This is a genomic window from Pseudomonas sp. SID14000 (assembly GCF_002165135.1).
Classification (GTDB): Bacteria; Pseudomonadota; Gammaproteobacteria; order Pseudomonadales; family Pseudomonadaceae; genus Aquipseudomonas.
Genome location: NZ_NFZQ01000009.1, coordinates 20,016 through 32,786 on the forward strand (window position 1 = coordinate 20,016; position 12,771 = coordinate 32,786).

The window sequence follows — 12,771 nt, forward strand, 5'->3', positions numbered from 1 at the left end:
CGCGAACGAGGGCGAAGCCCTCGCAATGGGCCTTAACGCGAAGCCAGCAGCGCCTTGCCGCGGGCAACCGCCGCATGCACCTGCGCCGGCGCGGTGCCGCCAATGTGGTTACGGGCATTCACCGAACCTTCCAGGGTCAGCACGGCAAACACGTCCTGCTCGATCTGGTCGCTGAACTGGCGCAGTTCATCCAGGCTCATCTCGGCCAGGTCCTTGCCGGTGTCCACGCCATACTTCACCGCATGGCCCACGATCTCGTGGCAGTCACGGAACGGCAGGCCACGGCGTACCAGGTAGTCGGCCAGGTCGGTGGCGGTGGAGAAACCGCGCAGAGCCGCTTCACGCATGATGGCGTGTTTGGGCTTGATTGCCGGGATCATGTCGGCAAAGGCTCGCAGCGAGTCGCGCAGGGTGTCGGCGGCGTCGAACAGCGGCTCCTTGTCTTCCTGGTTGTCCTTGTTGTAGGCCAGCGGCTGGCCTTTCATCAGGGTCAGCAGGCCGGTCAGGGCGCCGAACACGCGACCGCTCTTGCCACGTACCAGTTCTGGCACGTCCGGGTTCTTTTTCTGCGGCATGATCGAGCTGCCGGTGCAGAATCGGTCTGGCAGGTCAATGAACTGGAATTGCGCGCTGGTCCACAGCACCAGCTCTTCGGAGAAGCGCGACAGGTGCATCATCGCCACGCTGGCGGCAGCGCAGAATTCGATGGCGAAGTCGCGGTCCGATACGCCGTCCAGCGAGTTGCCGGCCACGGCTTCAAAGCCCAGCAGCTTGCAGGTGAGTTCGCGGTCGATCGGGTAGGTGGTGCCGGCCAGCGCGGCACTGCCCAGGGGCATGCGGTTGGCACGCTTGCGGCAGTCGACCAGGCGCTCGTAGTCACGGCTGAGCATTTCGAACCAGGCCAGCAGGTGGTGGCCGAAAGTGACCGGCTGGGCCGTCTGCAGGTGGGTGAAGCCGGGCATGATGGTTTCAGCTTCACGCTCGGCCTGCTCCAGCAAGCCCTGCTGCAGGCGGGTGATTTCGGCCAGGATCAGGTCGATTTCGTCGCGTAGCCACAGGCGGATGTCAGTGGCTACCTGGTCGTTGCGGCTACGGCCGGTGTGCAGCTTCTTGCCGGTGATACCGATACGGTCGGTCAGGCGCGCCTCGATGTTCATGTGCACGTCTTCGAGGTCGACGCGCCAGTCGAAGGTGCCGGCCTCGATTTCGCCCTGGATGGTCTTCAGGCCATCGATGATGGTGTCGCGCTCGGCATCGCTGAGCACGCCGACCTGCGCCAGCATGGTGGCATGGGCGATCGAACCCATGATGTCGTGGCGGTACAGGCGCTTGTCGAAATCGACCGAGGCGGTGAAACGGGCGACGAAGGCGTCGACGGGCTCACTGAAGCGGCCGCCCCAGGACTGATTGGTCTTGTCGGTGCTCATGGATTCACTCATTGCAGGCGTGAACGAAAAAGTGGCGTCGATGATAGCAGGGTTGGGCTGGCCGCCGCAGGGCGCTGGTCGAGAGAAATGCGCGGAAAACGGTAGAGAAGGATTTGCAGGAATGAACGGCAGTGTTCCACGGACCGTCTACAGTTGGACAGAGGACTGGCAGTGAATCTGCCGACCCAGTGAATCTTTGGCCATCGCACCGGTCTAGAGCGTGACCTTAGTGTCGCTTGAACCACACCTGTCTACGCTATACCTGTGCGAGACTCATTCAGGAATCCAGCGCAATTATGAATGTCCTGATCGTTGATGACGAACCCCAAGGCCGTGAACGCCTCAGCCGGCTGCTCGGCGAACTGGAGGGTTACACCGTGCTGGAGCCTAGCGCCACCAACGGCGAGGAGGCCCTGGCGCTGATCGAAAGCCTCAAGCCCGATGTGGTCCTGCTGGATATCGGCATGCCAGGCCTGGACGGCCTGCAGGTTGCTGCTCGCCTGTGCGAGCGCGAGGCGCCGCCGGCGGTAGTGTTTTGCACCGGGGACGATGAATACGGTGCCGAGGCTTTCAAGGACAGTACCCTCAGCCATGTGACCAAGCCTTTCCAGGCCCAGGCCTTGCGCGATGCCTTGCGCAAGGCCGAAAAGCCCAACCGCGCCCAGTTGGCGGCGCTTACCCGACCGGCCAATGAAGGTGGCGGCCCGCGTAGCCATATCAGTGCCCGGACGCGCAAAGGCATCGAGCTGATCCCTTTGCCTCAGGTGATCTACTTCATTGCCGACCACAAGTACGTGACCTTGCGCCATGAGGCCGGGGAGGTGCTGCTCGACGAGCCGCTCAAGGCCCTGGAAGACGAGTTTGGCGAACGCTTCGTGCGTATCCACCGCAACGCGCTGGTCGCCCGTGAGCGAATCGAACGCCTGCAGCGTACTCCGCTGGGGCATTTCCAGCTGTACCTGAAGGGCCTGGATGGTGACGCCCTGACTGTCAGCCGGCGCCATGTGGCCGGTGTGCGCAAGATGATGCAGTCCCTTTGATACGGCGCCCGCATGGCAAGGGCAGCGCCCTTGTTCGCGGGTTTGCCCGCGAAGAGGCCCTCTGCTGATCCACATCTGCTAGCGATACCGGTGATGCTGTTATCATCGACAGCATTTCTCTGGATCGGGGCGTTCCATGTCCACTCGCGAAATCCGCATTGCCACCCGTAAAAGTGCCTTGGCCCTGTGGCAGGCCGAATACGTCAAAGCCCGCCTCGAGCAGGCCCACCCCGGTCTGCTGGTAACCTTGGTGCCCATGGTCAGCCGTGGCGACAAGCTGCTCGATGCGCCACTGGCGAAGATCGGCGGCAAGGGCCTGTTCGTAAAGGAACTGGAAACCGCCCTGCTGGATAATGAAGCCGACATCGCCGTGCATTCGATGAAGGACGTGCCCATGGATTTCCCCGAAGGCCTGGGCCTGTACTGCATCTGCGAGCGTGAAGACCCGCGCGATGCTTTCGTCTCCAATCGCTTCGCCAGCCTCGAAGCGCTGCCGGCCGGCAGCATTGTCGGTACCTCCAGCCTGCGTCGCCAGGCCCAGTTGCTGGCGCGCCGCCCGGATCTGCAAATCCGCTTCCTGCGCGGTAACGTCAACACCCGTCTGGCCAAGCTGGATGCCGGTGAGTACGACGCCATCATCCTCGCCGCTGCCGGCCTGATCCGCCTGGGCTTCAAAGACCGCATCGCTTCCACCATCAGCGTCGATGACAGCCTGCCGGCAGGCGGCCAGGGCGCGGTAGGTATCGAGTGCCGCAGCGCCGACCACGAAATCCATGCACTGCTGGCGCCGCTGCACCACGCCGACACTGCCGACCGGGTGGTGGCCGAACGCGCCTTGAACAAACGCCTGAATGGCGGCTGCCAGGTGCCGATCGCCTGCTATGCGGTGCTTGAAGGTGACCAGTTGTGGCTTCGTGGTTTGGTCGGCCAGCCAAGCGGCGGTACCCTGCTGGTGGCCGACGCCCGCGCACCCCGCACTGCCGCCGAAACCCTTGGCGTACAGGTGGCCGAAAGCCTGCTGGCCCAGGGCGCCGAGGCCATCCTCAAAGAAGTTTACGGCGAGGCCGGCCACCCGTGAGCCAATGGCGTCTGTTGCTGACCCGGCCCGCCGAGGACTGCGCGGCGCTGGCGCAAAGCCTGGCGGCAGCAGGGGTAGGCAGCAGTTGCCTGCCGTTGCTGGAGATCGAACCCGTTACCGGGGAGGCCCGGCATCGACCGTTGCTGGAAGGCCTGCACGGTTTCCAGGCGATCATCGTTGTCAGCAAGCCAGCTGCCCGCTTGCTGCTTGAGCAGCTGGCCGAAGCCAGCCTGCAGCCGCCACGGCAAGGCTGGTTCACCGTAGGCGAGGCAACTGCCGCCGTGCTGCAGGGTGCAGGTCTGCAAGTCAGCTACCCGTCGCGTGGCGACGACAGCGAAGCCTTGCTGGCGCTGCCGGCCTTGCGCGAGGCAGTTGCCGTGCCGACAGCGCATGTGTTGATCGTTCGTGGCGTTGGAGGTCGCGAACTGCTGGCAGAGCGTCTTGCAGAGCAAGGTGCTAGTGTCGATTATCTGGAACTGTACCGTCGCTGCCTGCCGGTTTACCCGGCGGGCACCCTGATGCGCCGCATCGAGGCGGAACGCCTCAATGGCCTGGTGGTCAGCAGTGGGCAGGGTTTTGAACACTTGCAGCAGATGGCAGGCGCCGATTGGCCTCAGCTGGCACGTCTGCCGCTGTTCGTGCCCAGCCCGCGGGTCGCCGAACAGGCCAGGGTCGCCGGGGCCCAACAGGTTGTGGATTGCCGTGGCGCCAGTGCCGCGGCCTTGCTGGCAGCCGTGCAGCGCAGCGCTGCACCTGCCTCTTAAGGCGCTAAGCTGAACGCGATGCGCCCCCATGCAAAGGATGGATACGTGAGCGAGACTGTCTTGTCCAATAACGATCAACCGTCGGCACAGGCGCCGGCGGAACCCGTCACCGCCCCAGCTGCCAAGCGCTCCGGCAGTGGCCTGGCAACGCTGGCCCTGCTGCTGGGCGCGGCAGGGGTGGCGGTAGGTGGCTGGGGTGCCTGGCAGGTGCGTCAACTGCAAGGCAGCGAATTCAACCAGGGCCAGCACATCGAGGCGCTGAACCAGCGCGCCGAGGCCCTGCAGCAGCGTGAACAGCAGATCAGCGCGCAACTGGCCAGCCTGCCGGCCGCCAGCGAGCTGGAAGACCGCCGCCGCCTGGTGGCGCAGCTGCAAGGCGACCAGCAACGCCTCAGCCAGCGTCTGGAAACCGTGCTAGGCGAAAGTCGCAAGGAATGGCGCCTGGCCGAGGCTGAGCACCTGCTGCGTCTGGCCACCCTGCGCCTGTCGGCGTTGCAGGACATCACCAGTGCCAAGGCCCTGGTCGAGGGGGCCGACGAGATCCTGCGCGAGCAGAGCGATCCGGGTGCTTTCGCCGCCCGTGAGCAACTGGCGCGCAGCCTGGCCACGCTCAACAGCACCCAGCAACCGGATCGCACCGGCCTGTTCCTGAAGCTGGCCGCGCAGCGCGAGCTGGTGCAGCAACTCAGTGCCCAGTCGCCGGAGTTCGACAGCAATGCCGATGCCCTCGGTGCCCTGACCGCCGATGGTGATGGCGCCAGTCGCCTGTCGCAGTGGTGGGCCGAGATCTCCAAATACTTCCAGATCGACTTCAACGCCGATGACAACGTGCGACCGCTGCTGGCCGGGCAGCAGCTGAACCAGCTGCGCCTGGCCCTGAGCCTGACCATCGAGCAGGCTCAGTGGGCAGCGCTCAATGGCGATACCAAGGTCTACACCCAGGCGCTGGACGACGCCCGCAGCGTGCTGCTGGCTAACTTCAACGCCGATAACCCGCAAAGCAAAGCCATGCTCGACAGCCTCAATACCCTGGCCGAGCAGCCGGTGTCGGTGGTTACCCCCGACCTCAGCGAAAGCCTGGCCGCAGTGCAGGCCTATATCCAGCGCCGACACCTGCCGGCCGAGGCTGAAGGGGGCAAGCCATGAAGCGTGTCTACCTGCTGGCCGTGTTGGCGATCGTGGTCGCCGCAGCGCTGGGTATTGCGGTCGCCAAGCACAGCGGCTACGTGCTGATCTCCTATGGCAGCTTCCGCTACCAGTCGGGGCTGTGGGCGGCCCTGGCCGGCTTGCTGGCTGTGATTGTGCTGTTGTGGCTGGTGCGCTACCTGGTCGGCCTGGTGCTGACTTCCAGCGGCGTGGTCAACCCGTGGTCGCGGCGTAATCGCAGCCGGCGCGTTCGTCTGGCCATCGAGCAAGGCCAACTGGATCTCGCCGAGGGCCGTTGGGCCAGTGCCCAGCGCCACCTGCATCGTGCCGCCGAGGCCGAGCGCCAGCCGTTGCTGTTCTACCTCGGTGCCGCGCGTGCCGCCAACGAGCAAGGCCGAACCGAGGACAGCGACAACCTGCTGGAACGGGCCCTGGAACGCCAGCCGCAAGCGGAACTGGCTATCGCCCTGACCCATGCGCAGTTGCAGATGGACCGTGGCGAAAGCGATGGCGCCCTGGAAACCCTGTTGGCCATGCAGGAGCGCCACCCGCACAACACCCAGGTACTGCGCCTGCTGCAGCGCCTGTATCTGGAACGTGGTGACTGGTCGGCACTGATCCGTCTGCTGCCTGACCTGCGCAAGGGCAAGGTGCTGCCGGCCGCCGAGCTGGCAGCCCTGGAGCAACGTGCCTGGGGCCAGAACCTGAGCCTGGCCACCACCCGTGGCCAGGACTCGCAAAGTGCCCGCCAGGCCTTGGAACGCGCCTGGCAGCAACTGACCTCGGCCCAGCGCCAGGAGCCACAACTGGTGCTGGCCTACGCGGAGCAATTGCGCCAGGTGGGTGCCCAGAGCGAAGCCGAACAAGTGCTGCGCACCGCACTCAAGCGTGAATACGAAAGCCACCTGGCCCGCCTGTACGGCCTGGTGCGCGGCGATGACCCGGCGCGCCAGCTACAAACTGCCGAAGGTTGGCTCAAGGCCCACCCGCAAGACGCCAGCCTGCTGCTGACATTGGGCCGCCTGAGCCTGCAGAACCGCCTGTGGGGCAAGGCGCGCGACTACCTGGAAAGCAGCCTGCGCATGGAGCGCAACCCCGAAGCCTGCGCCGAACTGGCGCGCCTGCTCGCCGGCCTTGGCGAGACCGAGCGCAGCAACCAGCTGTTCCAGGAAGGCCTCGGCCTGCTAGACGAGCGCCTGCTCGCTTTGCCTTTGCCAGACGGCGTTCGTGCCTGACCTACCCCAGGGCCCGCGCCAAGGTGCGGGCTCCGGGGGCGGGTAATTTGTCTACCGATGCAAGTTAGATCTGCAGTCCATTTCTTCAGATGTTTCCTACCGCGTGCCTGGAAATTTCCTTCGCGATTCAGCGACTTGTCATTGCTGTCGCGCCTTGAAACAAAGCGCGTCTTTCCTCTACCGTTTCAAGCCACTTCATCATCTCGGGACCTCCACTGCCCATGCTGCCGGCCCGTTTGCGCACCTTTTTCCTACCTGCCTGCCTCGCTGCAATGGCGGTACTGGCCGCGTCCTTCCACCTGGAAAGCGCCTTGCGACTGGTGCCGTGCCCGCTGTGTTTCAGCCAGCGGCTGCTGCTTGGCGTCTACGCGCTGCTGTGCCTGGTGGCAGTGCTGCAGGCACCGGGTACGGCGGGTATTCGCTGTTACGCGCGGGCAACGCTGGGCTGTTCGCTGGCCGGGGCGTTGCTGGCAGCACGACATGTCTGGTTACAGGGGGCTGATGGCGCAATCCCTGTCTGTCCGGTACCGATCGGGCGGCTGTTCGAGCAGTCCTGGAGCGAGGCGGCTAGGCAACTGTTGTTCGGCGGCCCGGATTGCAACTCGCTGACCTGGAGCTTTCTAGACCTGACCCTGCCGGAGTGGAGCCTGCTGGCCTTCCTGCTGCTGGCGGTGCTGCCCTTGAGCTGCCTGTTGGCGTATCGTTTCCGCACCCTGGCGAGAACATGACCTGGCGCAAGGTTGGGTCATTGGCACGACCAATGGCCGTGTAACAGGGTATTAAACACTTGTATGAACTTTGTCCGATGCGTACCTTGAAGGGCAGCACGCGCGGGAATACTCTCCCAGCACGCATACCGAAAACACAACTGCTCGATGCCGCCTGCTGATGTCACCTTTGTGCTGCACGGTCGTGGTGCGAGGTGCAGCGGCATCCACCCAGAAGGGAAGAGATCGCCATGCTCGATAGTTGTCAGAACGCTCAGGAACGCTGGGGTGGGGTTCACGATCTGATCGACCGCTGGCTGCAGGAGCGCCAGGAATTGGTGCAGGCTTTCCGCGCCCTGCGCGATGCCAGGCCGGCCTTCGCCGACAAGGACACGAACGGGGACTTCTGCGCACTCCTTGTCGACTACGTTTCGGCGTGGCATTTCGAGGTCTGCGAGCAGTTGGTCAGTGAGGCCAAGGCTTTCGGAGACGAGAAGGCGCTGAAGCTTGCCGAAGAGATCAACCCACGGATCAACGACATTACCCAGATTGCACTGGCCTTCAATGACCATTGCGCAAAGGGCGAGTGCAAGGACACCGAACGCTTCGCCGAGAAGTTGAAGAAGCTGGGCGCCCTGCTGCATGAGCGCTTCGAGCTGGAAGACTGCCTGATCGAAGTGCTGCACAACGCGCACAAGGAAGAGGGCGCAGTCCAGGCGTGAAGGTTGGCGTCAGTCGTCAACCGCCAGCAGTTCGATTTCGAACACCAGGGGGGTGTAGGGTGCGATCAGGTCACCTGCGCCCTCGGCACCATAGGCTTGCGCTGAGGGAATCACCAGGCGCCATTTGGCGCCAGCGTGCATCTTTGGCAAGGCCACCTGCCACCCTTCGATCACCGAATCCAGGCTGAACCACTGGGCAGTCTGGTTCTGGTCGAACACCGAGCCGTCTGGCAGCCTGCCCACATAGCGCACCTGCACCTTGCCACCGGCTTTGGGCTGCGCGCCTGTACCTGCTTGCAGTTCGCTGTAGAGCACGCCCTCCGGTAGTTCGTGCATGCCATAACGACCGCGCTCGTTGGCCATGAAGCGTGTTTCGGCAGCTTGCAGCTTCTGCATTGCGGCATCGCCCTCCTGCGCCTCCTGCTGCTGGAGCAAGGCCTGCATGCGTGCCTTGTCGAGTTTCAGCGGTTGCCCCTGGTAGGACTGACGCAGGCCTTCTACCAGCGCATCCAGCTGCAGGCCCGGCATATCCTGACGCAGCCGCTCACCCAGGCTGGCGCCGAGGCTGTAGGCGAGGTCATGTTCTTTGCTGTCGGCCAGGGCGGTGGGTGCCAGCAGGCATAAACCTAAAACTAGATATCGAGGCATGGTCAGTTCCTGCGCCAATGAGCGTGGAAGTATGCCAGTGTTCAGTTTTGTATTGTGTGCTCGCGGTCCTTGTAGGAGCGGCCTTGTGTCGCGACAGGGCTGCAAAGCAGCCCCGGCAATATCTGCGGTGACGCTGAAATCCTGGGGCTGCTCCGCAGCCCATCGCGACACAAGGCCGCTCCTACAGGGGGCTGTGCAATACAGATAACTGCCAAATATCAGCAATGATTTATTCAGCAACTACACTTGCTCGGAGCTGCAAGATAACAACTTTGCCCAGGCATGCAACGCGGCGTGAATATTACTGTCAACATGCCCTAGCGGCGGTAGCAGCAGAAGCATAGTATGAGCCGCAATCTCGTCAGCCAGGAGGTAAACCATGTCGGCCAAAAAGAAGCCAGTAAGTACGCCGTTACACCTGCTCCAGCAACTTTCGGGCAGCTTGCTCGAACACTTGGAAAATGCCTGCTCGCAAGCGCTGGCTGATGCGGAAAAACTGCTGGCCAAGTTGGAAAAGCAGCGTGGCAAGGCCCAGGAAAAACTGCACAACGGTCGCCTGAAACTGCAAGACGCGGCCAAGGCAGGTAAAGCCAAGGCGCAGAGCAAAGCGCAAAAAGCCATTGGCGAACTTGAAGAACTGCTCGATTCCCTCAAGGAACGTCAAACCCAGACCCGTTCTTATATTCAGCAACTCAAACGCGATGCCCAGGACAGCCTCAAGTTGGCCCAAGGTGTAGGCAAGGTTCGCGAAGCTGCAGCCAAGGCGCTTGATCAGCGTGCCGCCAAGACCACCAAACCGGCAGCCGCCAAACCTGCAACCAGGGCCACTGCTGCAGCCAAGCCAGCTGCCAAAGCCACTGCTGCCGCCAAGCCTGCCGCCAAGCCAACTGCCAAAGCCACTGCTGCTGCCAAGCCTGCAGCCAAGCCAACTGCCAAAGCCACTGCTGCAGCCAAGCCAGCTGCCAAAGCCACTGCTGCAGCCAAGCCAGCTGCCAAAGCCACTGCTGCTGCCAAGCCTGCCGCCAAGCCAGTTGCCAAAGCCACTGCTGCTGCCAAGCCTGCAGCCAAGCCAGCTGCCAAAGCCACTGCTGCCGCCAAGCCTGCAGCCAAGCCAGCTGCCAAAGCCACTGCTGCTGCCAAGCCTGCAGCCAAGCCAGCTGCCAAAGCCACTGCTGCTGCCAAGCCTGCGGCCAAGCCCGCTGCCGCAGCCAAGCCAGTGGCGACCAAAGCGCCGGCCAAAGCCGCTGTTGCCAAACCTGTTGCCAGCAAGCCAGCCGAAGTCAAACCGGCTACGCCTGCCGCCAGCACCCCGGCCGCCCCGGCCGCTTCGGTAGCGCCATCGGCACCAGCCAGCACCTTGGTTCAGGCACCGTCCTCGGCGTCCTGAAACGCTGCCGCCGCGACGCGCAACCGAACCAGCGCGTCGTGGCGGCGGGCCTGGTCCGGCGCCAGCCGGGCCAGCCAGTCGTCCATGGGATCGTGGGTGCCCGCCGGCCACTGTCGAGAACGCTCCTGCAAGCGCTCCAGCAAGGCTTTCTCGGCCTGTAACTCCAACCCCTTCACTTGCTCACGCAACGCCGCCAGTTGCGCATCATTTTGCGCTGCTGCTCGCCACTGTTGGCGCAAGCTACGCAATGGGTTGACCACTTCGCGCTGCCAAGGCTCGGTAACCTCGCGCAATGCCTGTACGCGTTCGTCCTGCACGGGTACGCCACGCGCCTGCAGCCATGTTGCGCACAGCAGCAGACAGACATCGCCACCCTGAGACTGCAGGGCGAGGCAGGCCGCTTCCACGCCGGGCCTGGCATACAGGGCCAGGGCGTGATTCCACAGGTCGGTGTGCATGGTTCCACTCGCGCTATGGGTCGAGGAAGCTGGTAGACTCCGCGACCATCATGATCAGACTATCCAACCTCACTTTACAGCGTGGTCCGCAGCGCTTGCTAGAAGGCGCCGAGATGACCCTGCACACCGGTCACAAGGCCGGCCTGATCGGCGCCAACGGCGCCGGAAAATCCAGCCTGTTCGCCTTGTTGCGCGGTGAGCTGTCGCCCGATGCCGGCGATTGCCAGCTGCCCGGTGACTGGCGCATCGCCCACATGCGCCAGGAGGTCGACACCCTCGACCGCCTGGCCGTGGACTATGTGCTCGACGGCGACGCGCGCCTGCGCAAGGTCCAGGCCGATCTGGCCGCAGCCGAGCAGGCCCACGACGGTACCGCCCTGGCGCGCCTGCACAGTGAACTGGATAGCGCCGACGGCTATACCGCCGACGCCCGCGCACGGAAGTTGCTGGCCGGCCTGGGCTTCACCAACGAGCAGATGGACCGCCGCGTCGGCGACTTCTCCGGTGGCTGGCGTATGCGCCTGAACCTGGCACAGGCTCTGATGTGCCCGTCCGACCTGTTGCTGCTCGACGAGCCCACCAACCACCTGGACCTGGACGCTATCCTGTGGCTGGAGGACTGGCTCAAGGGCTACCCCGGCACGCTGTTGTTGATCTCCCACGACCGTGATTTCCTCGACGCCGTGGTCGACCATGTGCTGCACGTCGAGCAGCGCAAGCTGAACCTGTACAAGGGCGGCTACACTGCCTTCGAGCGCACCCGTGCCGAGCGCCTGGCGCAACAGCAGCAGGCCTACGAGAAGCAGCAGGCGCAGCGTGCGCACATGGAAAAGTACATTGCCCGCTTCAAGGCCCAGGCCACCAAGGCCCGCCAGGCACAGAGCCGGATCAAGGCACTGGAGCGCATGGAGGAGCTGTCGGCGGCGCATGTCGATTCGCCGTTCGACTTCGTCTTCCGCGAGTCGCAGAAAATCTCCAGCCCGTTGCTCAGCCTGTCCGAAGGCCGCCTGGGTTATGCTGACAAGGTCATCCTCGACAAGGTCAAGCTACAGCTCACCCCTGGCGCGCGCATTGGCCTGCTTGGCCCCAACGGCGCCGGCAAGTCGACCCTGATCAAGAACCTTGCGGGCGAGCTCCAGCCGCTGTCGGGCCGCCTGGTGCGTGGCGAGAACCTGGCGGTGGGCTACTTTGCCCAGCACCAGCTGGACTCGCTGGACGACAAGGCCAGCCCATTGCTACACCTGCAGCGCATCGCTCCCACCGAACGTGAGCAGACCCTGCGCGATTTCCTGGGGGGCTTCGACTTCCATGGCGACCGCGTCGACGAGCCGGTGGTGAACTTCTCCGGTGGTGAAAAAGCCCGCCTGGCGCTTGCACTGATCGCCTGGGAGCGGCCGAACCTGCTGTTGCTCGACGAACCGACCAACCACCTCGACCTGGAAATGCGCCTGGCGCTGACCATGGCTTTGCAGGAGTTCGCCGGTGCAGTGGTGGTGGTGTCCCACGACCGTCACCTGCTCAAGAGCACCACCGACGACTTCCTGCTGGTGGCCGACGGCAAGGTCGACACCTTCGATGGTGACCTGGACGACTACAGCCGCTGGCTGGTCGAGTACCGCCAGCGCAGCGCGCCGGCCAGTGCCGCCCCAGTCAACCCGGACAAGACCGACAAGAAAGCCCAACGCCAGGCTGCTGCAGCCTTGCGCCAGCAATTGGCCCCGCACAAGAAGGCCGCCGACAAGCTGGAGACCGAGCTAAACCAGGTGCACGCGCAACTGGCCGAAATCGAGACCGCATTGGGTGATGGCGGCCTCTACGACGCGGCGCGCAAGGACGAGTTGCGTGATCTGCTGGCGCGCCAGACCAAGCTCAAGCAGCGCGAAGGCGAACTGGAAGAGGCCTGGATGGAAGCGTTGGAAACCCTCGAAAGCATGCAGGCCGAGCTCGAGGCACTGTCCTGAAAGGACTGTGCTGCCTGATCTGGCCTCTTCGCGGGTAAACCCGCTCCCACAAGACCTCCACAGCCCTTGGGGGTAGCGCGATACCTGTGGGAGCGGGTTTACCCGCGAAGAGGCCAGCGCAGGCAGTACAAATCCTGCAGAAATTGCTGGTTATTTTTTCACCAACACCTTAGCTTAACGTTTTGCAACATTTGTTCG

12 protein-coding genes are annotated in these 12,771 nt (G+C 63.8%); 9 read left to right on the top strand and 3 right to left on the bottom strand.

Features of this window, described 5'->3' with window-relative positions:
• Positions 1 to 32: 32 nt before the first annotated feature.
• Complete coding sequence (argH, locus tag CAY82_RS14695; RefSeq protein WP_085599882.1) at positions 33 to 1,427, bottom strand: argininosuccinate lyase; 1,395 nt, start codon at positions 1,425 to 1,427, stop codon at positions 33 to 35.
• Between the two features lie 296 nt (positions 1,428 to 1,723).
• Here argH and CAY82_RS14700 point away from each other — a divergent pair, with 296 nt between their 5' ends.
• From CAY82_RS14700 to rsd, 7 genes are all read left to right on the top strand, one after another.
• Positions 1,724 to 2,467: a LytTR family DNA-binding domain-containing protein gene (locus CAY82_RS14700; protein WP_087501868.1), complete on the top strand. Its 744-nt coding sequence runs from the start codon at positions 1,724 to 1,726 to the stop codon at positions 2,465 to 2,467.
• A gap of 136 nt (positions 2,468 to 2,603) precedes the next feature.
• Positions 2,604 to 3,545, top strand: a complete 942-nt coding sequence (gene hemC / locus CAY82_RS14705; RefSeq protein ID WP_087501869.1) for a hydroxymethylbilane synthase — start codon at positions 2,604 to 2,606, stop codon at positions 3,543 to 3,545.
• Positions 3,542 to 4,309, top strand: a complete 768-nt coding sequence (locus CAY82_RS14710; protein ID WP_087501870.1) for a uroporphyrinogen-III synthase — start codon at positions 3,542 to 3,544, stop codon at positions 4,307 to 4,309. The genes hemC and CAY82_RS14710 overlap by 4 nt, the downstream gene beginning before the upstream one ends.
• Positions 4,310 to 4,354: 45 nt before the next feature.
• Positions 4,355 to 5,455 carry a uroporphyrinogen-III C-methyltransferase gene (locus CAY82_RS14715; RefSeq protein WP_087501871.1) on the top strand — a complete coding sequence of 367 codons (1,101 nt, stop codon included), beginning with the start codon at positions 4,355 to 4,357 and terminating at the stop codon, positions 5,453 to 5,455.
• Positions 5,452 to 6,690, top strand: a complete 1,239-nt coding sequence (locus CAY82_RS14720) for a heme biosynthesis protein HemY (RefSeq protein WP_087501872.1) — start codon at positions 5,452 to 5,454, stop codon at positions 6,688 to 6,690. Before CAY82_RS14715 ends, CAY82_RS14720 begins: the two co-directional genes overlap by 4 nt.
• 221 nt (positions 6,691 to 6,911) lie before the next feature.
• The gene (locus CAY82_RS14725) at positions 6,912 to 7,418 is read left to right on the top strand and encodes a disulfide bond formation protein B (RefSeq protein WP_087501873.1); all 507 of its coding nucleotides are present in this window, start codon (positions 6,912 to 6,914) and stop codon (positions 7,416 to 7,418) included.
• Between the two features lie 230 nt (positions 7,419 to 7,648).
• A complete protein-coding gene (rsd, locus tag CAY82_RS14730) occupies positions 7,649 to 8,119 on the top strand; it encodes a sigma D regulator (protein ID WP_087501874.1) in 471 nt (156 codons plus the stop codon).
• A gap of 9 nt (positions 8,120 to 8,128) precedes the next feature.
• On the opposite strand, the gene CAY82_RS14735 is transcribed toward rsd, so the two are convergent.
• Positions 8,129 to 8,767, bottom strand: a complete 639-nt coding sequence (locus CAY82_RS14735) for an FKBP-type peptidyl-prolyl cis-trans isomerase (RefSeq protein WP_087501875.1) — start codon at positions 8,765 to 8,767, stop codon at positions 8,129 to 8,131.
• Positions 8,768 to 9,146: 379 nt separating this feature from the next.
• Between CAY82_RS14735 and CAY82_RS14740 the strand changes: the two genes are divergently transcribed.
• The gene (locus tag CAY82_RS14740; RefSeq protein WP_087501876.1) at positions 9,147 to 10,154 is read left to right on the top strand and encodes an AlgP family protein; all 1,008 of its coding nucleotides are present in this window, start codon (positions 9,147 to 9,149) and stop codon (positions 10,152 to 10,154) included.
• On the opposite strand, the gene CAY82_RS14745 is transcribed toward CAY82_RS14740, so the two are convergent.
• Positions 10,130 to 10,612 (bottom strand): TIGR02444 family protein, encoded by a 483-nt coding sequence (locus CAY82_RS14745; RefSeq protein WP_087501877.1) that lies wholly within the window; start codon positions 10,610 to 10,612, stop codon positions 10,130 to 10,132. The genes CAY82_RS14740 and CAY82_RS14745 overlap by 25 nt on opposite strands.
• Positions 10,613 to 10,662: 50 nt before the next feature.
• Here CAY82_RS14745 and CAY82_RS14750 point away from each other — a divergent pair, with 50 nt between their 5' ends.
• Positions 10,663 to 12,573: an ATP-binding cassette domain-containing protein gene (locus CAY82_RS14750; RefSeq protein ID WP_087501878.1), complete on the top strand. Its 1,911-nt coding sequence runs from the start codon at positions 10,663 to 10,665 to the stop codon at positions 12,571 to 12,573.
• The last annotated feature ends 198 nt before the right edge of the window (positions 12,574 to 12,771 follow it).